Origin of the sequence: Paenibacillus sp. FSL R7-0302 (assembly GCF_038006885.1) — a bacterium.
Classification (GTDB): Bacteria; Bacillota; Bacilli; order Paenibacillales; family Paenibacillaceae; genus Paenibacillus_AQ.
In genome coordinates this window covers 4,569,917-4,594,639 of sequence record NZ_JBBOWB010000001.1, presented here as the reverse complement: position 1 = coordinate 4,594,639, position 24,723 = coordinate 4,569,917, and the positions used below count along the sequence as shown (strand labels likewise).

The following is a 24,723-nucleotide window of genomic DNA, read 5'->3' as shown; positions in this document are numbered from 1 at the left end:
ACGGGGGGAGCTTTGTGAAGAAAGCATGTATACGAATATCGTTGGCTTCTTTTATCTTGATGATGTTTTTCTTACCGGCAGCAAGCGCCGAGACTTTACAGGATCAGCTTAACAATCTGGTAGGTCCGAAGCAAAAGTATAACACTATGCTCTCACCGGCTTATTTGCGGACAAATGAAACGGTTGAAGAGATTAGCCCGCAGAGCGGCTCGCTGACCATCACTCAGACAGACTATGTTCTGCCCGGCAAGAACGGATTGGATCTTGAGTTTAAACGAATCTATAAGAATGAAGCGGCCAATGTGCAAGAGATGGAAGTGAACTATGTAGATGGAGCCTGGGTGGACAGGGCCTTCTCTTATGCCAAAACCTCCTCCTTCTATGAAGATCGATATAACCTGGGCATGGGGATGCGCTTCTCCTTCCCGAATATTGAGGTGAAGGAGAATTCGGACGGCTCCAGCCATAAGTTTTTACACACAGAGAGCGGTGATGTATACCGTCTTAAGCCTGCGAATCTGGACGGAGCCTATGTATTTTTGCCGGAGGGGCAGACGGTTAAGGACGTGGTGGTCCGTGAAGCTGCCTCTTATAAGAATGGACAAACGGATGGAACCTCGAAGTATGTAATGACGGGCAAAGATGGGAAGAACACCTATTTCGCCGAGGACGGCCGGATCTTGGGCATCGTAGACCGGTACGGCAACACTATTAATTTTCAGTATGAGACATTGAATTATTACATGGATGGTCATTCCATTAATAAGAAGCTGATCTCCAAAATTACGGATTCCGTGGGCCGTGACACGACGATTGAATACAAAGAGGATGTCAAGTATACCGTAGGGCCTGCCAGCATCGACTCTCCTGTAAGTGCAAGCAATTATTACAACGCATCGCAAAGCCCCAATAATACGGATTCCGGAGATCTGAAAGAGAAGTTCCAAGTAATTCTCCATCTTCCGGGCGATAAAAGTATTGTCTATGACAAATCAGCGGCGCTTGTGAATGACTCCAAGCATGTTATACGTACCCGACTGCAGCGCGTATATGATACAGATGCCAAACCGAAATTCATGTTCTGGTATGAACAGCCGGATCTGGGCTTCACCTATTTCAATAAAGATAAATATTCTGCCTATTCCCGTTACGAGAATCTTGTACTGGTGGATGAAGTGAAGAGCAATAAAGCGAAGCGCTTTGTATATAACACGTATACCAGACGGCTGAATGAAGGCAGTATGCAGTACAGAAAGATTTTTGAGAGTAACGATCTGATCAAGAAAGGGTTCGATCCTGCCAAACCAAACTTTCTGGATAAATTCATAACCGAAACCTATAACAAGAAGACCTACACCTATACTAATGAAGCTGACGGGTACGGTACCGCAGACTATAAGCAGGATGATAAGACTTATCTTAAAGATACATACCGTTATTACACAACCATCACAGATGTTAACGGCAGCACTGTCAAATATACATACAACGGTAATCAGGAAATGATTCTCACCGAGAAGTTGGGCAAGAATCACAAGGAGACCGTTACCAGTGAGCATGATGAGCTGAAGCTGGTCAAGAAACAGGAGACCCTTATCTATCAAGTGGCTGGCGGGCAGGCTACAGGTGAGCCGGTTCATAGCATTGAGAACTACCGCTATGATGAGTACGGAAATATGACCAGCCATACCGGACCGATTGCCGAGCGTGACAGCAAGGGGTATCCGGTGAACAATGAACACACCGAACTATTTACCTATGATATTAATAAATATCATATTCTGACCCAGAAAACCTGGAAGCTCAACCCCAATACAACGGCTCAGACCAATTATGAGCTGGATAGTAAAGGTAACGTAATCAAAGAGAGCAAAGCCACAAATGATCCGGCGAATCCCTGGTTAATCACAGATTACGCCTATGATTCCTATGGCAATCTAATCCGTAAAACGGCCCATGACCGTTCACAGGATTTCACCACTCACTATGAATATGGCATCGACGCCAATGGCACAAATACCAAAGGGGCCTACCTGACCAAGCAGTATCAGCAGGCGGATGGCAGGACTTATGCCAAAACCTATGCCTATGATATGCAGACCGGCAATATCGTCAGCGAGATCGATGCGAATGGCAACAAGACTTCGTACCAGTATGATGCAGTAGGCCGTGTACTGAAGAACATCCGGCCGGATAATAAGGCACTGCAATACGACTATCAGGAGAGCCCGTATGCCAACTTCAAAATCCAGTATACGGATGCCGGGGATTACAAGTATCTGAATGAATATGATATTCAGGGGAATTTGCTGAGCTCCAAAGTTTGGAAAGATAATGAGTGGCAAACAACCGCAGTCAAGCAGTACGACTCCTTCGGTAATTTAATGAAAGAGGTTGATGCCAACGGGCATAGTGCCCGGTACAGCTATGACTCTAATCAGAGGGTTGTAGAGAAGGCATATTACGCTAATGACCAGACGCTTAAGGGCAAGCTTACCTTAAGTTATCAAAATAACAATGATCCATTGATGCCCTTAATGCTGACAGTTACAGATGAAGAGGGGTACGATAAGCGATCTTATTATGACCCTCTGGGCCAGATGGTGAAACGTGAAATCACTCCGGATCGCCAAAAGTTCTATACTTTAACTGCTTCCTTTGATTATGTGGGCAACTTATTGAGCGAAACAGATCAGAAGCAAAATATCACCCGGTATACCTATGACTCACAAGGCAGGAAGATCAGCCAAACGGATGCTATAGGCAATACCACAGAATATGAATACAACATTCTTGGACAGATGGTTAGAGAAAAGGCTCCCGGAGGCAAAGTCACTGAGTGGACCTATGATAATCTGGGCAGAAATACAGCTAAGAAAATATTGCAATCAGGTTCTGCAGATTATTATTACACCAGAAATGAGTACGACGCTGTAAATAATGTTATCAAAACAACAGCGGGTACTTTCCTCAAGGGTGTTGACCAGGAATCATCTAATATTTCTTACGTCTATGATTCCCTAAACAGAATCTCTGATGAATACTCTAAGTTATCGGAGTCTGCTTCATCGCACATTCATTACGATTATGATGCTAACGGAAACAAAATAAAGGTAGTTGAATACGGTGACTCTGCAGGCAATCGGCTGATAATCCGTAATTCCCAGTATGATTTTGCCGGACGGCCTGTACTTGAATCTGGCGTCTCCAGAGAGAAGGCAGGGGACGGTAAGGAATTAGAACGGGGACAATTCGAAACGAAGAATACCTATGATCTTGCAGGCAACCTTTTAAAGAAACAAATATTTAATGGTACAGGCTACGATACTGAAGAGAATACCTACACCTATAGAAATTTAATTGCTACGACTAAGTCTCCTTTTAATGCTAAGGGAGCAAGACAGAAACGTTATGAGTATGATAAGGTCGGTAATTTGGTTGCTGAAACTTCTATTATTTCTGGAACCGAACGTACCACTTCTTACACCTATGACGGTATGGCTCTAAAAACAAGTGTAACAGATCCGCTTGGCAATACTGTCCGCTATCAATATGATCCGGCAGGTAATGTTGTGAAGATGGTGGATGCCAGATTCTATAACCAATCTGTGGAAGAAGCTCCGGGAATGGAGAAGGAATATGATGCACTCAACCGTCTGGTGAAAACCACTGCATACGATGGGATAACAAGAGAGGTAGTTGATTACAAGGAGTACGATGGTAGAGGCAATCTCATTAAACAAGCTGATGGTGAAGGATACAATACTGAGAATCCTGGTAAGTCTATAGGAACAGAATATCGTTATAATGTGCTGGATAAGCCGGTTCTGGTAATATCCGCACAAACAGCTTACCTAAATCAGCAACAGGGTACAAGCAAATTCACCAAAAGTCTTAGCTACGACGGCTCAGGCAATGTGTTGGTTGAAACGACTGGTTCAGGAGACACAACTCTCTTCAATTACGACCTGGGCGGAAGATTACAACAATTAACCTATCCAGACGGGTCAACGGTTAAAATGGCGTATGACTTAACCGGCAAATGGGAAGTTAGCAGTACCGACCAGTTAGGGCATGTAACTAAAACGTATAATAATATTTTTGGCAAGCCGTATTTGATCGAATATCCTGATGCTACAACAGAAATGTTCAAGTATTCGGCTAAAGGAGAGCTCTTAGAACATGTAGATAAAGAAGGCAACTCCTCATATTACAGCTATGACCTGGCAGGAAACCAGATTTCTGAGAAAAGCTTCATCAATAAACATGAAACGAATACCAACTACCGGCTAACCCGAATGGATTATGATGAGGCTTCTAATCTTCTGGTCAAAGAAAGTTTCCTGAACAAGGTGAATACTTCGAGTGGTGCTGTGAACGATACCAGCGCTAATAATCGAACAGAGCAAATCTTCGATAAAGCAGGGCGGTTAATCGCAGTAAAGGGACCATTCGGCAGAGAGAGTAAAAATGATTATGACCGCTCCGGTAATGTAGTGGCTAGCTACCAGAAAGTAAGTGACGGTAACTACGATATTACAAGATTCAGTTATGATTCCAGAGGAAGACTAATCAAGTCAACATTGCTGATAAAGACTGCTGATGTAAGCTCTGAATATCTGGCTGGCGCAGAATTCGACAATGAGTATGTGGACCGTCTAGATGCGGTTACGAGTTATTCCTACTACAAAAATGATCAAATGAAGAGTAAGAACGATCCCAGAGGCAATAAGACTCTATACGAATATGACTATGATAAGCTCATGGTTAAGAAAACAGATGCTCTGGAGGGAATATCAAAATATCAATATGACAGTAATGGTAATTTGATTGCTGAGACAAACCCCAAAGGAGTCGCTACTCTGTACGAGTATGATGCACTGAAACGCTTGCTGCGAAAGATTACACCATCAAGTGACGGAGATAAAGCAATTACAAGATATGTATATGATTTGGCTGGAAATCTGACTAAAGAAATATCACCTAATCAATACTCCTCCGAAAAGGATAAGAACGGCCAGTTGTCTCAAATGAAAGGTTACTCGTATACCTATGATACGATGAACCGCCGGATCTCAAAGATTTCTCCTGAAGGGGCCGGACTGGAATACATCCAGTACAATCTGAATGGCCAGGTTGCCAAGTTTGTTGACGGCTTAAGGTATAAGGGAGACATGAAGTCCTCCAAAGGGACAACATATGCCTATGATGGTTTAGGAAGAATGGTTAAAGAGATCAATGCCCTGAGCGTGTCCAAGCAATATGAATATAATGTGCTGGATCATTTGGTGAAACAAACTGATGCTAGAGGAAACTCCACGCTTTATAAAGTCAATCCAGACGGCACCGTTGCTCAAGTTACCAATCCAGATGGAGGAGTGGTGAAATATGAATATGACAAACTGGGCAGAAAGATCTCAGAAACCAATCCGCTAGGAGCAACAACAGCTTACAGTTACAACGCTTTTGGCAAAGAGAAAACCATAAAAGATCCTTACGGATATTCAATTGAAAAAAAGTACGACCTTAACGGAAATCTGGTTTCTGAAAAAGACAAACGGGGGAGTCTGTCATTATTCAGTTTTGATGCCCTTGACCGGCTTACTGTGAAGAAAATCCCCTTAGAGATGGATAGTAGCAAAAACATTGTGTATTTATCTGAACAATATAGCTATGATTCACTAGGGAATCTGCTTAGTAAGACAATTACTGGATCAAAGGATGGTTCTCCTAAACGTGAAACAACCTACAGCTACTATGACAACAATCTTGTTAGAAACACTGCGGACAACAGTGGAGCGTATACATCAAGAAAATATGACAAGAACGGGAATATGATCTGGCAGGAAAGCCTGAGATCAGAAGGTCATACGGATGTGCAAGATTTTGAATTTGATTCGGAAAATAGATTGACTCAAAAAACAAACTGGCTGGATGAAGAAAGTGTAGGTGATGCCTCCAGCCTGACTAATGGAACTGCCCTAAGATCTACAGATATGCCTGGGAAAATTCGTCAGACCACTGGTTATGTCTATGATATATTAGGCAACAAAGTTCAGGAGATCAGTCCGCGTGCTTATGGTTATCTGGATACGGATACTGCTAACAGAAAACTATACACCTCCTACTATACTTATGATATCTTGAACCGTCCTGAGAAGTTCATTCGGTATAAGGGTGACACTGCGGTATATAAGCAGTATGAATATGATGAAGCAGGAAATAAAATTACAAGCAGGGATGAACGGGGCGGAGTAACCCGTTATCAATATGATGCAATTAACCGTTTAACAGTCACTACAAATACAAAAGGTAAAGAATTTACATCGGGATACGATCTGTCAGGAAATAAAATACAGGAAGAGAATGCAAAGGGCCATACTATTTCCTACACTTATGACAAGCTGAATCGTCTAATTTTAACCAAAGACCCTGATGGTACAGTGATCTCCAAAAATATCTATGATGCCAACAGTAATATTACCAAAAAAATCGATGCCAAAGGGTATGCAGCAGGCAGTACAGATAGTGCCCAATACGGAAGTATCTATCAATATGATCTGGCTAACCGGCTTGTAGCATTCATTGATCCTGAGCTTGCAGTTCTTAATGGAACTTCCAAGTTCACTACGAAATATCAATACAATATCTATGGAGATATGGTCAGTCAAACAGATGCATTAGGCAACTTCATTCAATATGAGTATGATAATGCCGGACGTCTAAGCAAGGTCATTGACGGAGAACAGGTTGAAGTTACTTATGGCTATGACAGTATAGGAAATAAGCTGTTCATGAAAGATGGGCGGGGGAAACTGACCCAATACCGTTATGGCTCCTTTGGAGTTCAGCAGGCTATTACGGATGCCTCCAATCAAACGATTAGTTATCAATATGATCTTGGACTTAACAAAGTACAGATGACTGACCAGATGATGCATGATACTAAGTATACTTACGATAACTTTAATCAGTTAATTGAAACGAAGGTTGTACAGACTGGTGATAAGGTTCTCTATGGATACGATGAATCAGGTAATCGTGTTCTCATGACTGATGAGAGTGGGACGTCTAGTTATACTTATGACTCTGAGAATCTGTTATTAGAATTGTCCAAGGATGGTAAGAAACAAATTGGTTATTCTTATGATGATATTGGTAATCTTGCTAAGATAACCGATGCTCTAGGGTATGTAACAGCCTATCATTATGACAAATCAAGCAGGATGGACCAGGTAACCTATGATGGTCATACCACGGTCTACACTTATGATTCGAATGGTAACCGGACAGCAGTTAAGTATGAAGATGGCGTTAGTGAAGTATATAGCTATGACCGGAACAACCGCATCCTTAACTTAATCAATAAGCGTAAGGACGGTTCTGAAGTATCCCGTTACCTTTATACCTACGATGCTGCCGGGAGACAAGAGACGAAGTCTGATAGCTACGGTACAACCACATACAAATACGATCAGGCTGGCCGTATTAAGCAGATTGAAGCTCCAGGGAAGACGACCGTCTATGCTTATGATGGAGCGGGTAACCGTAAGTCTATGCTTGAGACCTATACTTCTATGCAGCCAAACAGCTTTAAAAGTTCGAAAACTCAACAAGCTATCGAATATAAATTGAAGAAGGCAGAGTACTTATACTCTTCCAGTAATCAATTAATGAAGCTGGAAGAGCGGATGCATGGGGCAGACGGCAAAGAGATTCTGCTCAAAACCGTGGATTATCTGTATGATGCAAGGGGCAATGAGATCAGCCAGCGGACCAGTTATATTCAACCGCACTCTGCGGATCTGCACCAGTCAACCGGGGGAGAAACATACGGTGCGGGTGAACTACAGGAAAATAACCGGTTCATCGAAAAGGTGACGCGAACTTACGATGGCTTCAACCGATTGAAGAAAGCAGTAACCGTCAAATCCGGTGATCGATCTGAAATTGAGTTCCTGTATAATGGAGATGGTCTCCGGACCCAAAAGACGGTACGGAGTGCAAAAACACCGGATATCGCTAAAGAGACCAATTATGTGTATGACCGGCAGCATGTCATTCTGGAGCTGGATAGCAGCGGCAAGCTAAGTACCCGCTACATCCGGGGGATCAATTATATTGCAAGAATGGACCAGGCTCAGAAATATACTTACTATCTCTACAATGGTCATGGCGATGTTGTACAGACAGTGACAGCTAGCGGTGAAGTGCAGAACCAATATGACTATGATGTCTTCGGTAACCGCACATTAACGATAGAACTCTATGCAGAATCTATTCAATATGCGGGAGAATTCTATGATGCGGAGTCAGGACTCTATTATCTGCGTGCCCGCTATTACGATCCCTACACAGCAAGATTCATATCCGAAGACAGCTATCGGGGCGAAGATACGAATCCATTAAGCCTGAACCTGTATACTTACGCGCACAATAATCCAATCCTGTTCCTGGACCCAACGGGCCACTGGGCAGCGGGTGATGAGAAGTTAAATGTTGAGGCGCAAGCGAAGATTATTGCGTTAACCAATGCTTATTATAAGGCTGTGACGGACGCCGAGAAGAAGGCCATCTCCGCTCAAGCCACAACAGTTAGAACAACAGCAGGGGCAAAGGATACTTCCGTAATCACTCCATTGCAATTCCAGGCAGGCAAAATTACTGATATTGTGGTGCGAGGGACATCAAAAGGCTATGCAACTGAAAAGGAATGGAGACAAGCCTTACAAAGCGTTGGGATAAGTGCCACTAATTCTGCTCGTACAACAGTTGGGGATTCATTCTCTGGCGGAGCAAGTACAATCAACTATTCCATGGTCAACACTGTAACTATTGGACGCACAAATCTGACAGTTACAGTAAAATCTTCAACCCAGAAGTTCAATTCAACAAAGAAGACTACGGAGAGTGCGACTGCTTCACTTGCGATGTCGTATAAGGTTACAGCGAACGAACTGAAGTTTATAGCGAATACAGCCTCCTATATGGGAAGTCTGGAAAAATCCTTATATTTTATTGATGCAGTGAAGCTAAACCAAGGGAAAGTGACTCCTGAGATTCTTAAAGCTGCCAAACTAGAAGCAAAAGATCCCAAGCAAACAGCAACTATGCTAAATTTAACTTATGATATGGCTGAAAAAGGGATATCTGTGGGTGAAGCACTTAGAATGTATAAGGAGGAGGTCACCGATCCAAGATTGGCGGAAGCCTATGCTACCGTTACATTAAACCTCGCAGGCAGTGGTTTCAGTTTAAAGAAAATGGCACAAGGTGAGAGTAAGGTAAGTGTAACTAAAAGCCCGGGTAAGTCTAAATTGGCGGGAATTATTGAGGGTGAGGTTAAGGGGACTGGAACATCTGGAAATGCTGTTGGAGCTAACAAATATAGAAAAACTTCTTCAATTGATGAAGCAAGTCTATTTAAAAATCCAGATGGAACAATTAAAATCCAGATTGGAGATGGAAAAAAGATTTATACACTTACCCAATCTCAAGTTAATGAATTAAAAGCAATAGAAAACCTTGATCAAAGGTGGGCTGCAGGTAGCATTAAGAATAATACTGAAAGTTTGGTTGAGCATTATTTTAAGCATAAAGATGAAGTCAACGCAACTAGTTTAACTCAATATCTTAATAAAGCAGAGGGTTTTAAGCAGAATTTGAGAGGTGCTAATTCATATTACGTTGATGGTTATATTGAAGGTGTTAAAAGATATGTAAAGAATGGAAAGTATATAGATTTAGCACCAGATGGTTCAATAGTATCATATGGTAGCAGATGAGGTGAGGGCTATGGAAGGTTGGAGAAGTATGAAAATACCTGGAATTGCATCGATACGAAAATGTGTCGCTGAATTTGAAGTTCAGGAATTAGAGAAAACCCCATATTCAAAATTTAAAGTGAAAATTTTTGAGGGGATGAAAGGAGAATTAACAGGCTATACAAATTTGTTGATAAAGGATATTGATGGTTGCCCCTATCCTGGTTTAGGAAGAGGTTTTAACATCGAAGATACATTAAAAAATACTATAATAAATTTTCTTGAGACACTTAGTCAAAAAGAATTATGGCATGAAGATGAGTTTACAATAGCAGACCCATTCGATTTTTAGATTAACCAACAACCTTGGGAGGCCCAGAGCCTTTCAAGGTTGTTTTGATTGGCGAACTTTACTAATAATGGTTAACTAAATACACCCTTCTGCGCAACATTTGTAAAGTAAATAACCGGCCAACAAGGTTTTTTTCAATAGAAAACCATCACCAATATCATCCAATCAGAATTAAAAACACGGAACCCCCCCCATAACGACTACCCCGCATAAGCGAAGACTACATCAGCCCCACTTCCCGTTATTTAATATCCCTTTCTACTGCTTGTTCCAACAGCCGAAATTCATTCCTATAAAACTCAATCAAGCCGTCCCGCTTCATCCATGCCAGCTCTCTGGACAGGGCGCTGCGGTCTACATCCAGATACTCGGCCATGGCTTCCCGGTCAAAGGGAATCTTAAAAGTCTCTGTTCCGCTTTCGCGCATCACTCTTGTTAAATAAGTTAAAACCTTATCCCGGATCGTCGGCATAATCAGACAATCATTCCGGTCATGCATTTCTAAAGCCCGTTCTGCGATACTGTCAAACAGATTGCCAAGTAATTGTTCGTGACCCATACATAGCTTCGTACAACGGCTCAATATGTTTTGGATAGGAATAAACAGAACTTTAAGCGGTTCTATTGCCTTGACGGACATAGGGCATCTCCTTCCACGGCTGGCCGCTGTCAGAACAGCGGTATATCCGCCCGGATGATGGAGGGATACAATAATTTGTTTTCCTTTGACGTTCAATTTCGTACTTTGAGCGGTACCCTGCAATATGATGCCGACATCATCAACGAAATCGCCCTCCCGGACTACCATCTCATCTTTTGCATATTCTTTCCGTGTGGCTGACAGACATTTTAGCATTTGGGAAATATCATCTGGGGAAATCCCCGCAAACAAACGTGATTGACACAGGGAAGCTAAGTTATTCATGAGCGGCTTCTCGTTGCATGTGCAACATCCTTTTTCTTTTTACTATACTATATTAATTATACATACACACGAAGTTTAGCCACCTTGTCTAACGTCAGAACGGAGGAAGAACCATGCAAACGAAAGAAGATTCAATCAAAGCGAGAAATAGGCTGTTAGCTACCAAGGTTATTAAGAATCTGCAAAACAGAAAGTTTGAGGCTTATTACTGTGATAACGCCATAGAAGCTGCAGAAAAGGCACTATCCTTAATTGAGGAACATTCTTCGGTATCTTGGGGCGGGTCAGTCACGCTGGAGGACATCGGGCTTCTTGATCGGGTCCGCCAAGGCAGCTATACAGTCATTGATCGTGATACAGCGCAAACGATGGAGGAACGTTATGATCTCATGCGCCACTCTCTTTTGTGCGACACCTATTTAACCAGCTTCAACGCGGTTAGCGAAGATGGGATATTGGTCAATATCGACAGTGTGGGCAATCGGGCGGCAGCGATTACTTTTGGACCGAGAAGTGTGGTTGCTGTCGTTGGGATGAATAAGGTGTGCAAGACCGCTGAAGACGCAGTAATTAGAGCCAGAACCTACGCCGCCCCCATTAATGCAAGCCGTTGTTCGAGTTCGTCCAGCCCATTTTTACATTCACCGCAAAAAACGCCCTGCCTGATCAATGGTGCTTGCGCAGATTGTAAATCAGAGGATTGTATCTGTTCTTACATCGTCGAAACAAGAATGTGTAAAACAGCGGGGAGAATAAAGGTTATCCTCGTTGGTGAATCTTTGGGATTTTAATTTTTTCGGCACCGTTCGGGTAATTTCTCGAATTGGTGTCTTTTTGTTAGTTTTGATTCTATGTCTCAGCACACCTCCCTCCAAAATTCCCCGCCGCAATGTTATATTAGTTGTAGTTATAGTTGCACAAAAGACAAGGAGAACCCATGAACATTAAAGTATTGATCGTAGAGGATGACCCGATGGTGGCGAAGTTCAACCGGCATTATCTGGAGCAGGTTCCGGGCTTTGAGTATGCGGGCTGGGCGGCGACAGGGGATGAAGCGAGAACTATGCTGGAGGAGCAGCAGGTAGATCTGGTGCTGCTGGATATTTATATGCCGCGCGTCAGCGGGCTGCAGCTGCTCTCTGCACTGCGGGAGCAGGGGAGCAAGGTGGATATCATTGTGATCTCCGCCGCCAGTGACAATGCCAGCATCCGCAAAGCGCTGCAGAACGGGGCCGTGGATTATTTGATCAAGCCGTTTGAGTTTGCCCGCTTTCAGGCGGCCTTGTCGGCGTATCGTGAGGATTATAAGCTGATGCACAAGGAGCATCTCAGCCAGGAGCAGCTGGATAAGCTGCTACGGCATTCGCTGGGAACGGAAGAGGAGAAGTCCGCTGCCCTGCCGCTGCCCAAGGGACTTGCCGAGGGCACCCTGGAGAGCATCTGGAGCACGATTAACCGGCTGGAGAGCCCGGTGTTCTCCACGGAGGATATCAGCAGCCATGCGCCCATCTCGCGGATCTCGGTCCGTAAGTATCTGGCTTTTCTGACGGAGGCAGGGATTCTGGAAATGGAGCTTAGCTACGGGGCGGTAGGCAGGCCGGTGTATATGTATAAGGTGAGACCTGAAGGGCATGAACTTATCCGTAAATATCTATGAGCGTTCTCTTTAAATAAAACGGAGTCACGGTTGCCCCAGGCTGCCCCAGGCGTTCCATGACTCCATATAGCCGTCACAGTAGCTGTGAAGGTTAATTAAGCTATTAAGCTATGCCATACATAAGCGTACGCAGCATCACTCGAAGGCCTGCTGCAGAGCCAGCGGACTAAACTCGTTAATGATTTTGTAGGCTACCAGGTGCGGGTTGTTCATGTCATTGTCATAGATAATCATGTGATGCTTGCCCTTCAAAATAATGTCGAACCGCTGCTTCCGGTCGGCCTGGACAATGGTAATGTAATAGCTGTACTTGTTGTCTGTGCTCACATTGCGGGCGGATTTCATCAGGCGGACGCCGGAGAAATCATCGTAAATCTGCTTAATCGCTTCCGGCTCAGTAAGCACAACGTCCTTCTGTTCACCGGGAACAGAAGACAGGCGGGTAATTTCCAGAGCGGCGATATCTTCCAGACGGACGGTTCGGGTAACTACTCTTTTGAATGAAGTATAGCGGCTCGCGGTGTAGCTCATCAGGGAGACACCGGCTGCTGCCAGAACAGCACCGGCCAGCCAATATTTTTCGCTTTTTTCCATAGTTTCTGCTCCTCCTAGTGATACGGTTGTATAAGCTCCAATTATAAATCTATAAACACATTCAAGCAAATTCACTACCTTTATTTACTTTATCATTTCTTTAATTACTAAATATTCTTGTCAGGGCTCCTTCAGGTTATGATGATTGTGAAAATATGCACAATTACAATTGGAGGAGAACAGAATGAACAGAAAGAGATGGGGAAGCCTGCTGGGCAAGGGGCTGCTGCTGGCAAGTCTGGTGGTATTGCCTGCATGTAACAGCACCAAAGGGGAGTCTACGGACATCGTAATTATCGGCGGCGGCGGCGCGGGAATGACTGCTGCCATTGAAGCGCATAATCAGGGAGCCAAGGTGATACTAGTCGAAAAAATGCCTATGCTTGGAGGAAACACCGTCCGTGCGGAAGGCGGATTGAATGCGGCAGGAACACCTTATCAGGTGGCTGCCGGAATCAAGGACAGTCCGGAGCTGCATTTCGAGGATACCATGAAGGGCGGCAAGAATCTCAATAACCCGGATCTGGTCAGAACGCTTACGAACGGCGCGGCGGCTTCGGTGGAGTGGCTGAAGGAGAATGGAGCCGAGTTGTCTGAGGTGGGACGCGCAGGCGGGGCAAGCGTGAACCGGATTCACCGTCCGGCAGGCGGAGAAGCGGCAGGGAATTTCATCGTAGTCGCGCTGAAGAAGAAGCTGGAGGAGTACAAAATTGATGTGCGCCTGCGGACGACTGCCGATGAGATCGTCAAGAATAAGGACGGCGTGGTTACCGGAGTGAAGGTGACGGATAAGGATGGCAAGCAGTACACGATCAGTGCGAATTCCGTTATTCTGGCGGCCGGCGGTTTTGGAGCCAATATGGACATGATCAAGGGGTACCAGCCGAAGCTGGAAGGGTTCTCCACCACTAACCATCCGGGCGCAACCGGCGATGGTACAACGATGGCAGAGAAGATCGGTGCCAAGCTGGTAGACATGAAGGAGATTCAGATTCATCCGACCACCATTCCGAATCAAGGCGTGCTGATCACAGAAGGGGTACGCGGAGACGGTGCAATTCTGGTCAATAGCGAAGGCAAGCGCTTCACGAATGAACTGCTGACCCGCGATGTTGTGTCCCAGAATATTCTGGCCCAGTCCGGCAAAGTAGCTTATCTGATCTTCAATGATGAGCTGCGTGCGAACCTGAAGGCAACCGAGGTTTATTTTGGAATGGATCTGGTCAAAGAAGCGGCAACACCTGAAGAATTGGCGGCACAGATCGGTGTAGACGGCCAAGCACTGGCAGATACACTGAATACGTATAATGGCTTTGTTGCTTCCGGTAAGGATACAGAGTTTGAACGGCCGGATCTTAAGTTGTCTTTTGAAAAGGGTAAATATTACGCAATTCAGGTAACACCGGGAATCCACCATACCATGGGCGGAGTAGCGATTAACACTCAGGCTCAGGTACTGGATACCAAGGATCAGGTCATTGCCGGGCTGTATGCTGCGGGCGAAGTAACCGGCGGAGTACACGGCGCGAACCGTCTGGGCGGTAATGCTCTGGCAGACATCACTACCTTCGGGCGGATTGCAGCGGATGAAGCTGTGAAGGCACTTAAGAAATAGGAACTTTTAGAAGGAGGAATTACTCATGCACAAGTGGACAAAAACCTTGCTGTTCTCTGCCCTCGCGGCTGCAACAGTACTAACGGCGGGCTGCTCTTCATCTTCCGGCAAGTATGTGGACGGGACATATGATGGTACAGGCAAAGGGGTCAAGAGTGATATTAAAGTGGCGGTAGAGATCAAGGATGAGAAGATCGACGCTATTACCGTAGAGGAGCATAAGGAGACGCAGGCGATGATCGATGCGGCCGTGGAGAATACGATTCCTGAAATTATTGAAAAACAAACCACAGAAGGCGTAGACGCTCTCTCTGGTGCTTCCGGCTCCAGCGGCGGAATTATTGAAGCGGTGACCCAGGCGCTGGAACAGGCCAAGAAGCAGTAAGTCATCATTCAATTGCTTATAAAAGAGTTGTGGTCATATCACCCGAGCAAGCCCAGCCCTCCTGTCTCCGGCAGAACGGCTGGGCTTGCTGCATAGTTCCATCCCCAGGAAGCGATTCCCGGGAGTAGCTTTACAAATTCAGGTTCAACTAATATAGTTCGAATGGTATAGGAACATGGGACATGAAGGGAGGTCTTCGCACAAGTGGCCAGGAAAAAAAGCTACAGTCTGCGCACAATGATTGCCGTCATGGTGTCTGCCGTTGTTCTGCTGGTATTGCTGATTTTATATTTTATTTTCCGCAATCAGATTATTCCGCAGACCCGGCAGGCGCTGGAGGATAAGGCGATTACGATTGCCCGTACCATCGCCCTGATTCCGCTGGTCTCGGAGGGACTCAGTGAAGGCAACAGCAAGGAGATTCAGGACTACACCTCAAGAATCGCCCGCCGTAATGATATTATGTTCGTGGTAGTGACAGATATGAAGGGAATCCGCTATTCCCATCCGGATGCCTCGCTGGTCGGTCTGCCCTTTGCGGGAGGCGGTCAGGAGATATCGCTGCGCGGAGGGGAGAGTATCTCCGAAGGGGCCGGGCCGCTCGGCAGATCCCTGCGCGGCTTCGTGCCGGTCTATAACAACCGGGGGCATCAGGTGGGAGTGGTCATTGCCGGTCTGTCCCTGGAGCGGGTCGAGCGGCTGGTCCTGATGAATGAGTGGACGATTATTGCGATTCTGGTCTCGGGAGCCTTGCTTGGAGCGGGAGGAGCATTCATCCTCGCAGCCCGGATCAAGCGGATGGTGTTCGGGATGGAGCCGGAGGACATCTCCAAGCTGCTCCAGGAACGCAGTGCGATGCTGGAATCCACGCGCGAGGGAATTATTGCCGTAGATCAGGAGGCGCGGATCACCATCCTTAATATGGAGGCGCAGCGGCTTCTGAGGGCAGCGGGGATTGGCGGGAGCGCCATGAACCGGCAGATTGCCGAGTATTGGCCGGAGCTGGGTCTGGAGCGGGTATTGGCTGAGGGAGAAGGAATACAGGACCGGGAGCTGGAGCTGGGAGACAGCTCTCTATTGGTGAACAGCCTTCCTGTCCGTGTTAACGGTAATATTGTTGGCGCGATTGCCACCTTCCGGGATGAGACCGAGCTGGCTGTGCTGGCGGAGAAGCTGTCGGGAGTCTCGGTCTATGCAGAAGCGCTGCGCTCCGGTGCCCATGAGTTCATGAACAAGCTGCACGTGATAATGGGCATGACACATATGGGCCTGTATGATGAGCTGCAGCAATATATTCTGGGGACGGTAAGCAACTACCAGAAGGAGATCGGGGCGATTACGAGACAGATCAAGGACCCGGTGATGGCCGGATTTCTGCTGGGGAAGCTGAGCCGGGCGCGCGAAGCGGGAATCGAGCTGCTGTTGACCGGGGACAGCTATCTGCCGGAGCCGGCCGATCCGCAGGTGATTCATGAGCTGATTACGATTGCCGGCAATCTGCTGGATAATGCTCTGGAGGCGCTGGGGGAGCTCCGCGAGCAACCCGTGAAGCGCGTGGAGCTTGCTTTTCAATATGAAGAGGGGCGGCTGCTATGCGAGGTTAGCGATAACGGTCCGGGAATTCCGGCAGGCCTGAAGGAGAAGATCTTCGTTCAGGGCTACTCCTCCAAGGGTGAACAGCGGGGGATCGGCCTATATCTGGTGAAGAAAAGTGTGGACAAACTCAAGGGCCATCTTGAGCTTGCCGCCGGCTGCGGGCCGGGAGCGCATTTTATCGTGGATGTGCCTTATGAGGTGAAGGAGGAGGAGGGGATGTGAACATTTAAGGTCCATATGCCCGCTTACTTTAGTTACAAAACTCTTTAATAATTTACGGAAGGTTCCACAAACCGCTTCTTTGACGCTATGATAATTGTGAAAATATGCACAAGGGGGCACAACTCACATGAATAAGAGATTAACAGCGGCACTTATCCTCATTCTCTCTGTGATGCTGGTGATTGCAGGCTGCGGAAACAACAATGCGGGCAGCAGCAAGAATGAGAGCAAGGGAACAAACAGCGCGACCACAGAGCCTGCAGCAACGGCTGCACCTAAAGAGACAGCAGAGGCCGTATCGGGGGCATCCGAAGCGAGCTATACTCCGTATGATCAGTTAAAAGATAAATATGATATCGTCATCGTCGGCGCGGGCGGTGCGGGAATGTCTGCTGCACTGGAAGCCAAAGCGGCCGGCATGAACCCGGTCATTCTGGAGAAGATGCCGGTAGCTGGCGGCAATACTACGAAATCCTCCTCGGGAATGAATGCATCGCAGACCAAGTTCCAGAAGGAGCAGGGCATCGAAGACAGCAACGAACTGTTCTATGAAGAGACCCTTAAGGGCGGACATGATACGAACAATAAGGAGCTGCTGCACTTCTTCGTGGATCAATCCGCAGGGGCCATTGACTGGCTCGATTCCATCGGAATCCGCTTGAACAATATTACGATTACCGGCGGAATGAAGGAGAAGCGTACGCACCGTCCTGAAGACGGCTCGGCAGTGGGACAATATCTTGTAGCAGGCCTCGTCCGCAATGTTCAGGAGCAGGGAATTCCGCTATTCGTCAATGCGGATGTGAAGGAACTAACGGTACAGGACGGTAAGGTGAACGGCGTGAAGGTGCTGTTCAACCAGGCCGACGACAAAACGATCAGCGCAGCAGCAGTTATCGTAACCACCGGCGGTTTCGGTGCCAACAAGGAGCTGATCTCCAAAGTCAGACCGGACCTGGAAGGCCTGGTCACCACTAACCAGATTGGCAGCACGGGCGACGGTATTGCCATGATCGAGAAGGTCGGCGGAACTACCGTAGACCTGGATCAGATTCAGGTTCACCCGACCGTACAGCAGGAGAAATCCTACCTGATCGGTGAAGCGGTCCGGGGCGAAGGGGCTATTCTCGTATCTGCTGAGGGCAAGCGCTTCGGCAACGAGATGGACACCCGGGACAAGGTAACAGCTTCAATTAATACGCTTCCTGAGAAATCCGCTTATCTCGTGTTCGACGCCGGAGTGAAATCCCGTGTCAAAGCAGTGGATCAATACATCAAGATGGGTGTGGTCAAGACCGCAGATACCATCGAGGCACTGGCGGATCAGATGAAGGTTCCGGCTGCTGCACTTAAGACCACCGTGGATACTTGGAACGGTGCGGTGAAAAGTAAGTCGGATGCCGAGTTCGGCAGAGCTACCGGTATGGATAATGATCTGTCTGGTGCTCCGTATTATGCCATCCAGATCGGCCCTGGGATTCACTATACGATGGGCGGAGTGGTGATCAACACCAACACAGAAGTCTTGAACAAAGAGGGCAAGGCGATTACCGGCCTGTTCGCGGCTGGGGAAGTGGTTGGCGGGCTGCACGGCGAGAACCGTATCGGCGGCAACTCGGTAGCCGAGATTATTATCTTCGGACGTCAGGCCGGGATCAAGTCGGCTGAATTTGTAAAAGCGCAATAAGCTATTATTTCATATTGTTGTCATGTAAAAGGGATGCCCCGCAGCCGTCACAGACTGTTGCAGGCATCCCTTTTTGATCCTCTTGCCGCACTATACCGTTTAAGCCTCTATAGCCGGGGAGGGCGCAGGCTTCGCCGAACGGGTCAGCGAGAACAGCTCCAGCTCCGGGCGGCTTTTGCCGGACAGTGTATCTGCAAGCAGTTCGGCGGCAATCATGCTGTAGACCGTACCGTTTCCGCCATAGCCTTCAATGAAGTAGCAATGCGGGAACTCCGGGTGCGGTCCCATATAAGGCAGTCCGTCATGGGTGGAGCCGAAGACCGCTCCCCAGGAATATTCGGCCTTGATTCCTTGCAATTCCGGGAAAAGGGCCGTAAGCTCCTCGACCAGACGCTCACACTGGGAGAGGACCCTTACCTCACGCCGCTCCACGCTGGTAAGCTGCTCATCCTTGCCGCCGGCGATAATCCGTCCTTCAGGAGTAGTCCGGAAATACAGATAAGGCCGGGCCGTTTCCCAGAGCAGGCTCTGCTCATGCCATTTTGGAAGATGCGGCAGAGGCTCGGTCATAATAGCATAGGTGTTAATCAGCTCTGCCCCCCGGTCCTTCTTCATCTCCTGGGTCTCATACCCCATAGCAAACACCACCTTCTTGGCGAAGATCCGGCCGTTTGCAGTATGACAGATGACTCCGTCGGCATTGTAATCATAATGAAGGGCTTCGGTCTGCTCATAGACCTGGACTCCGCCCGAGTGCGCTTTATGAATCAGGCTGTGTACGGTGCGCAGCGGATTAGTCTCCGCATCTCCCTTAGCATACAGCGCACCTGGTTTGGAGAAGGCGTAATGGGCACGGATATTCTCCTCCTCCCAGAATTCCGAATCGAAGCCGTGCTTGATCAGATTCTCATTCTCCAGCTTCAGCATAGCTACATCTTCCGGCGTACTGGCATATAGCAGACTGCTGCGCTCAATAATCTGCGGATCGATGTCCAGCTTGCCGGGCAGGGCAAGAATCGCACGCATGGCCTGCTGGCACAGCTTGTAGAACAACACGCCATTCTCTTCCCCGAAAGTATTCATGCAAGCTGTCAGCGACTTGTCATTGGCGATCTGCAGCAGTCCCGTATTGGCGTGGGAGCTTCCGGTGCCGATGGTTCTTTTATCGATGAGGACAGTATCTGCTCCGCTAAGAGACATGCGGTACGACATCATTGCTCCGCCCATCCCGCCGCCTACAATGAGACAGTCGCAGGTTATATCTTCCTCAAGCACCGGATATACCGGAGGCTCAGGCAGTGTGTGTTCCCAGGGCAGTTGCCCGCTGACGAGTTTCATAGATCTGTTCGCTCCTTTATGTCATTCAGAGTAGTATTATTTGCACTATTGAAGAGTCTCATGCGTCAAGACCTTAAGGATTATTCATCAAGTGTGAGCTTGCTTAATGTACCTTCCGGCACATAAACAGCCTTTCCCGGAAGCATACTAAGGAACGCTTGAACAACCAGAAGGAGGGAATACCGAACATGCAATCTAACCAAATGCAGGCACTAAGCGGAAAAGAATTGGAGTATATCGCCGATTCTATTTCCAATGAGGATTTGCTGATTAAGCAGCTCGCGGCTACAGCCGGAACCACTCAGAACTCGGCCGTGCAGGGGATCTGCATCCAGCAGATTCAGAGTCATACCCATCATATGGATATGCTGGTCCAGCTGCTCCATCAGCATCAGCAGTACGCACCATCGCAGCCGCAATAACAGGGATAACCCACAAATTCTAAAGGAGGTTTTACTGTGTACGCACAGAATGGAACGCCGTTTATGGCGGATGAAGATTTACTCTACACGATTTTGGCCGATCTGAAGCGGACAGTCCGCGAGTACACCACAGCAGCAACAGAATCGAACTGTCCCGCTGTAAGACGGGTATTCAATGATTTGACCATGGATACCCTCAGAATTCAGGGGGAATTGTACATGAAGATGTCGCAAATGAACATGTACACCGTTCCGGGCAAGGCACTGCGCCAGGATGTGGACAAGCAGATTCAGAGTGCCCAGCAGACCCAGCAGAAGCTGCAGCAGTTCGTGCGTGAGAAAACAGGCGGGGCAGGAGCCTATAACCAGGCTTCGAATGTTCAGCAGCACCAGCCGAACGTCCAGCAGCATCATAACGGTTCCTATTATATGTAACCCTGGCGATGGTCTTGTGAAGCATTAGAGCGCTTCCCCGGCCATGCAGAAGAAAATACAAAGGGAATGAAGTCATATAGCCCCGCCTCGGCGGGGTTATTTTGTTTGCAGAACGGTACTTTTCATGTCATATTAATACTAAACTCTTTTTTGCAGGAGGCCCTAAGAATGAATGAATTGAAGAGGAAAGTGCTGGAACTGCTCAAGGAGGACGCGCGAAGCTCAACGGCATTAATGGCGACCCTGCTTGGTGCGGAGGAAGAAGATGTCAAGACCGTGATCGCCGAAATGGAGCAGGATCATGTCATTGTGAAATACGCGACGGTTGTCAATTGGGACAAAGTCGATGATGAACGGGTGACTGCCCTGATCGAGGTACAGATCACCCCGGAACGGGGCCGCGGCTTCGAGGGCATCGCCGAACGCATCTATCTGTATCCGCAGGTTAAATCCGTCTATCTGATGTCTGGCGCTTACGATCTGCTGGTGGAAGTGGAAGGCCGCAATCTGCGCGAGGTTGCTAATTTTGTGTCCGAGAAGCTGTCACCGATTGATGCTGTGCTCTCTACCAAGACTAACTTTACGCTCAAAAAATACAAACAGGACGGTATCATCTTTGAAGAGCATGAGGAAGACAACCGTCTGATGATATCTCCGTGAAGGATGTAATGTCATGATCATTAATAACGCTCAGCATACAGGAGATAAAGGCAAGTCGATGAACTCTTATTTGGCCCCGCTGGTCCGGCAGATTCAGCCTTCGGGCATCCGCAAGTTTTTTGATCTGGCGGCAGGCAGCAAGGATATTATCTCGCTCGGTGTCGGCGAGCCGGACTTCAAGACACCTTGGCATGTCAGAGAGGCCTGCGTCTATTCACTCGAACGCGGCTTCACCGGTTACACCTCCAATGCCGGAATGCCTGAGCTGCGCGAGGGTATCGCTCAGTACCTGGAGACCCGCTTCGCCGTGAAGTATGATCCGGCGAACCAGATTATCGCCACGGTCGGCGGCAGCGAAGCCATTGATTTGGCCCTGCGTGCCCTGATCTCTCCGGGAGACGAGATTCTGATTCCCGAGCCTTGTTACATCTCTTATTCTCCGATCACGGCCATCGGCGGCGGTATTCCGGTAGGCATTGAGACCTTCGGGAAGAACAACTTCAAGCTGACTGCCGAAGATCTGGAAGCTAAGATTACCCCCCGTTCCAAGATTCTGATTCTCTGCTATCCAAGCAATCCGACCGGCGCAATCATGAGCCGTGAAGATTGGGAGCCGATTGCCAAGGTGGTAGAGAAGCATGATCTTATTGTCATTTCAGATGAGATATACGCCGAGCTTACGTATGGAAGCAATCATGTCAGCTTCGCTTCGCTGCCGGGGATGCTTGACCGGACGATCCTGGTCAGCGGGTTCTCCAAGGCCTTCGCCATGACCGGCTGGCGGATGGGCTATGCCTGCGGCCACCCGGACCTGATCTCCGCCATGCTGAAGATTCACCAGTATACCGTCATGTGCGCGCCTTCGATGGGCCAGGTGGCTGCTCTGGAGGCACTCACCAACGGAATGGAAGAGAAGGACCGCATGACAGACTCGTATAACCAGCGCCGCCGGCTGATTGTCAAAGGACTGCGGGAGGCGGGACTTGAGTGTCATGAGCCGCAGGGTGCCTTCTATGCATTTCCGAGTATCCAGGCCACCGGCCTGACCTCCGACCAGTTCGCCCAGCGTCTGCTGCTTGAATATAAGGTCGCTGCTGTTCCGGGAAGTGTCTTCGGTCTGGGCGGGGAAGGCTATCTGCGCTGCTCCTATGCCACCTCGGTGTCCCAGTTGAATGAAGCGGTGGAGCGAATTGGGGCATTGGTCTCACAGCTGGCCCGGGAAGGGGCCTGACAAGGCTCGACAAAGAAGTAAATAGAACTATAGCCGATCACCTTCTGATATGGTATTATTTTACTCTAAGGACAAGAAACACCTGTAATACACTTACATGGACCTCTTATTCCGGAATAAAGGCGCTTCATATCTGGTTGCATAGAACTACACAGTTCTTATCTGGATGAGGCGCAATACTTTTATCAGGAAGGGTGATTGTGCTGAGCGCAGATTATTACTTATCCTCCTATGGCGGGAAATGTGGTTCCGGAAGCGGGCAACCTCCTGCCAGAGGAGATGCGAATGCACGCAGGCTCTCGCTGGAAGATGAAATCCAGATGCTCCGCAGCAGAATGGAACAGCTCTTTATGCAGGAGAATTCCTTTACCTCGGATAATGTAATAGCAATCAGCAGCTTGCTGGATCTCAAGATTAATGAGTATATGAGAGGCCGCCACCGCAAGAGCAATTAATACGGCAGATGTATATGAAGCGGATGTCTTCCTTTGGGGAGATGTCCGTTTTTTTGTTCATTAGGAAATTATGAATTTCTTTTGTTATGGATAAGTTGTCTATGAAAACCGGACACAAGGTGCCAGTATGGAAACCGAACAATTGGTGCTGCTGCGATGAGAGATGGGCCCCATACTACCTAAGCCCGTAACACTGTATAGAAATCCTGCAAAATGTGCAACAATACCGCCTTATAGAAGCGCCCGATGCTGAAATCCTGCATGAAATGCAACAAAGTCAGCGCTAAGCAGCACTAAACACCGGAATTCCTGCAAATGATGCAACAATACGCCGCAGCTCTTAACATTTTTAGAGAAATCCTGCAAAATGTGCAACAATGAGTCTAGCTAATTCTAAAATGATCCTGTGCTCATGAAGTAAGATTAATAAAAATTTGCCAAGGCGGAAAGGCAGGGGTTTTCTTTGATCAAGGTATTCAAAAGCGAGGCCGGCAAAGAACAGGTTCTAAGGTCCTATAACCAGCTTCTTGAAGCGTGGGGGACGGAATATCAGGAGCTTGATGTGGAGACTCCTTATGGGACAACCCATTGTATAACAGCGGGAGAGCCGGAGTTACCGCCGTTGCTCCTGTTCCACGGGGTAGGCGATAATTCGGCCGTGATGTGGCTGCTGAATATGAAGGAGCTGTCCCGGCACTTCTACTGCATTGCAGTAGATACGCTGGGAGGACCGGGGAAGAGTGTTCCAGGTGAGCTGTTCGATAAACGGACCTTCGATCAGGTGGATTGGATCAACAAGGTTGCTGACGGGCTGAGGCTTGAACAATTCTGTGTGGCAGGTGTGTCGAATGGAGCGTATATGGCCTTCAATTACACGGTGAACGGGCCGGGACGAGTGCTTAGGGCTGTCTGTATGGAGGGAGGAATGGTCACTGCTCCAATTAAAAGTATGATACATACGCTGATGATGATGTTCCCGGAGATTCTTGTTCCTACGCGCAGCAATCTGCTCAAGGCAGCCCGCAAGCTCAGCTCCCCGACCTCAGGCCTGTTCGACAAGCATCCCGAAGTCGGGGAGCATCTGGTGCTGTTAATGCAGAATCATAACCAGCAGGCGATGTTCGCCCATAAGCTTCAGCCCTACGAACAAGAGAAAGCGGTTACGTTCCAAGATCAGCTATACTTCCTGCTGGGAGATTATAAGCTGAAGCAGAAGCGGGAGCTCACTAGTACACTGGACGCTGGCGGGTTCCGCTACACGGTTATCCCGGACGCCGGTCACGGCGTGAATCATGAGCAGCCGAAGCGGGTGAACCGGGAGCTGGTGGCTTTTTTGAAGGGGAGTGAAGGGAGTGAATCTATATAAATAACCCCCTGTGCTGGTC

At 47.8% G+C, this 24,723-nt stretch carries 17 protein-coding genes; 14 read left to right on the top strand and 3 right to left on the bottom strand.

What is annotated here, in order from left to right:
- The first annotated feature begins 14 nt into the window (after positions 1–14).
- Positions 15–9,785: an RHS repeat-associated core domain-containing protein gene (locus tag MKY96_RS19875; RefSeq protein WP_340942629.1), complete on the top strand. Its 9,771-nt coding sequence runs from the start codon at positions 15–17 to the stop codon at positions 9,783–9,785.
- Positions 9,772–10,116, top strand: a complete 345-nt coding sequence (locus MKY96_RS19870) for a hypothetical protein (protein WP_340942627.1) — start codon at positions 9,772–9,774, stop codon at positions 10,114–10,116. The genes MKY96_RS19875 and MKY96_RS19870 overlap by 14 nt, the downstream gene beginning before the upstream one ends.
- 241 nt (positions 10,117–10,357) lie before the next feature.
- Here MKY96_RS19870 and MKY96_RS19865 read toward each other — a convergent pair whose 3' ends face one another.
- Positions 10,358–11,041, bottom strand: a complete 684-nt coding sequence (locus MKY96_RS19865) for a Crp/Fnr family transcriptional regulator (RefSeq protein WP_340942626.1) — start codon at positions 11,039–11,041, stop codon at positions 10,358–10,360.
- A 113-nt stretch (positions 11,042–11,154) separates the two neighbouring features.
- On the opposite strand from MKY96_RS19865, the gene MKY96_RS19860 reads away from it, so the two are divergent.
- Together MKY96_RS19860 and MKY96_RS19855 are read left to right on the top strand one after the other, a co-directional pair.
- Positions 11,155–11,832 carry a lactate utilization protein gene (locus MKY96_RS19860; RefSeq protein ID WP_340942624.1) on the top strand — a complete coding sequence of 226 codons (678 nt, stop codon included), beginning with the start codon at positions 11,155–11,157 and terminating at the stop codon, positions 11,830–11,832.
- A 146-nt stretch (positions 11,833–11,978) separates the two neighbouring features.
- Positions 11,979–12,698 carry a response regulator gene (locus MKY96_RS19855; RefSeq protein WP_340942622.1) on the top strand — a complete coding sequence of 240 codons (720 nt, stop codon included), beginning with the start codon at positions 11,979–11,981 and terminating at the stop codon, positions 12,696–12,698.
- A gap of 135 nt (positions 12,699–12,833) precedes the next feature.
- Here MKY96_RS19855 and MKY96_RS19850 read toward each other — a convergent pair whose 3' ends face one another.
- A complete protein-coding gene (locus tag MKY96_RS19850) occupies positions 12,834–13,292 on the bottom strand; it encodes a hypothetical protein (protein ID WP_340942621.1) in 459 nt (152 codons plus the stop codon).
- A gap of 184 nt (positions 13,293–13,476) precedes the next feature.
- On the opposite strand from MKY96_RS19850, the gene MKY96_RS19845 reads away from it, so the two are divergent.
- From MKY96_RS19845 to MKY96_RS19830, 4 genes are all read left to right on the top strand, one after another.
- Positions 13,477–14,907, top strand: coding sequence for a flavocytochrome c (locus MKY96_RS19845; protein ID WP_340942619.1), 1,431 nt, complete (start codon positions 13,477–13,479; stop codon positions 14,905–14,907).
- Positions 14,908–14,932: 25 nt separating this feature from the next.
- Positions 14,933–15,292, top strand: a complete 360-nt coding sequence (locus MKY96_RS19840) for an FMN-binding protein (protein WP_036696731.1) — start codon at positions 14,933–14,935, stop codon at positions 15,290–15,292.
- Positions 15,293–15,496: 204 nt separating this feature from the next.
- Complete coding sequence (gene dcuS, locus MKY96_RS19835) at positions 15,497–17,110, top strand: DcuS/MalK family sensor histidine kinase (protein WP_340942617.1); 1,614 nt, start codon at positions 15,497–15,499, stop codon at positions 17,108–17,110.
- 127 nt (positions 17,111–17,237) lie between these two features.
- Positions 17,238–18,797, top strand: coding sequence for a flavocytochrome c (locus MKY96_RS19830; RefSeq protein WP_340942615.1), 1,560 nt, complete (start codon positions 17,238–17,240; stop codon positions 18,795–18,797).
- A 99-nt stretch (positions 18,798–18,896) separates the two neighbouring features.
- Here the strand turns inward: MKY96_RS19830 and MKY96_RS19825 are convergent, their stop codons facing one another.
- A complete protein-coding gene (locus tag MKY96_RS19825; RefSeq protein WP_340942613.1) occupies positions 18,897–20,135 on the bottom strand; it encodes an NAD(P)/FAD-dependent oxidoreductase in 1,239 nt (412 codons plus the stop codon).
- Positions 20,136–20,323: 188 nt separating this feature from the next.
- Here MKY96_RS19825 and MKY96_RS19820 point away from each other — a divergent pair, with 188 nt between their 5' ends.
- From MKY96_RS19820 to MKY96_RS19795, 6 genes are all read left to right on the top strand, one after another.
- On the top strand, positions 20,324–20,557 hold the full coding sequence (locus MKY96_RS19820; RefSeq protein WP_036696741.1) for a hypothetical protein: 234 nt from the start codon (positions 20,324–20,326) through the stop codon (positions 20,555–20,557).
- A 36-nt stretch (positions 20,558–20,593) separates the two neighbouring features.
- Positions 20,594–20,992: a spore coat protein gene (locus MKY96_RS19815; RefSeq protein WP_076083710.1), complete on the top strand. Its 399-nt coding sequence runs from the start codon at positions 20,594–20,596 to the stop codon at positions 20,990–20,992.
- A gap of 168 nt (positions 20,993–21,160) precedes the next feature.
- A complete protein-coding gene (locus MKY96_RS19810) occupies positions 21,161–21,652 on the top strand; it encodes an Lrp/AsnC family transcriptional regulator (protein WP_036696743.1) in 492 nt (163 codons plus the stop codon).
- A 13-nt stretch (positions 21,653–21,665) separates the two neighbouring features.
- Positions 21,666–22,883 carry an aminotransferase class I/II-fold pyridoxal phosphate-dependent enzyme gene (locus tag MKY96_RS19805; RefSeq protein ID WP_340942610.1) on the top strand — a complete coding sequence of 406 codons (1,218 nt, stop codon included), beginning with the start codon at positions 21,666–21,668 and terminating at the stop codon, positions 22,881–22,883.
- 194 nt (positions 22,884–23,077) lie between these two features.
- Entirely contained in the window at positions 23,078–23,338 is a 261-nt protein-coding gene (locus MKY96_RS19800) for an aspartyl-phosphate phosphatase Spo0E family protein (RefSeq protein WP_340942608.1), read from the top strand.
- Between the two features lie 463 nt (positions 23,339–23,801).
- Positions 23,802–24,704, top strand: a complete 903-nt coding sequence (locus tag MKY96_RS19795; RefSeq protein WP_340942605.1) for an alpha/beta fold hydrolase — start codon at positions 23,802–23,804, stop codon at positions 24,702–24,704.
- The last annotated feature ends 19 nt before the right edge of the window (positions 24,705–24,723 follow it).

Bases quoted from the DNA above. Each gene is read 5' to 3' on its own strand.
- MKY96_RS19865 (WP_340942626.1), bottom strand. From the start codon at position 11,041: ATGAATAACTTAGCTTCCCTGTGTCAATCACGTTTGTTTGCGGGGATT.
- MKY96_RS19850 (WP_340942621.1), bottom strand. From the start codon at position 13,292: ATGGAAAAAAGCGAAAAATATTGGCTGGCCGGTGCTGTTCTGGCAGCA.
- MKY96_RS19830 (WP_340942615.1), top strand. From the start codon at position 17,238: ATGAATAAGAGATTAACAGCGGCACTTATCCTCATTCTCTCTGTGATG.
- MKY96_RS19860 (WP_340942624.1), top strand. From the start codon at position 11,155: ATGCAAACGAAAGAAGATTCAATCAAAGCGAGAAATAGGCTGTTAGCT.
- MKY96_RS19810 (WP_036696743.1), top strand. From the start codon at position 21,161: ATGAATGAATTGAAGAGGAAAGTGCTGGAACTGCTCAAGGAGGACGCG.
- MKY96_RS19840 (WP_036696731.1), top strand. From the start codon at position 14,933: ATGCACAAGTGGACAAAAACCTTGCTGTTCTCTGCCCTCGCGGCTGCA.
- MKY96_RS19855 (WP_340942622.1), top strand. From the start codon at position 11,979: ATGAACATTAAAGTATTGATCGTAGAGGATGACCCGATGGTGGCGAAG.
- MKY96_RS19820 (WP_036696741.1), top strand. From the start codon at position 20,324: ATGCAATCTAACCAAATGCAGGCACTAAGCGGAAAAGAATTGGAGTAT.
- MKY96_RS19845 (WP_340942619.1), top strand. From the start codon at position 13,477: ATGAACAGAAAGAGATGGGGAAGCCTGCTGGGCAAGGGGCTGCTGCTG.
- MKY96_RS19825 (WP_340942613.1), bottom strand. From the start codon at position 20,135: ATGAAACTCGTCAGCGGGCAACTGCCCTGGGAACACACACTGCCTGAG.
- MKY96_RS19870 (WP_340942627.1), top strand. From the start codon at position 9,772: ATGGTAGCAGATGAGGTGAGGGCTATGGAAGGTTGGAGAAGTATGAAA.
- MKY96_RS19805 (WP_340942610.1), top strand. From the start codon at position 21,666: ATGATCATTAATAACGCTCAGCATACAGGAGATAAAGGCAAGTCGATG.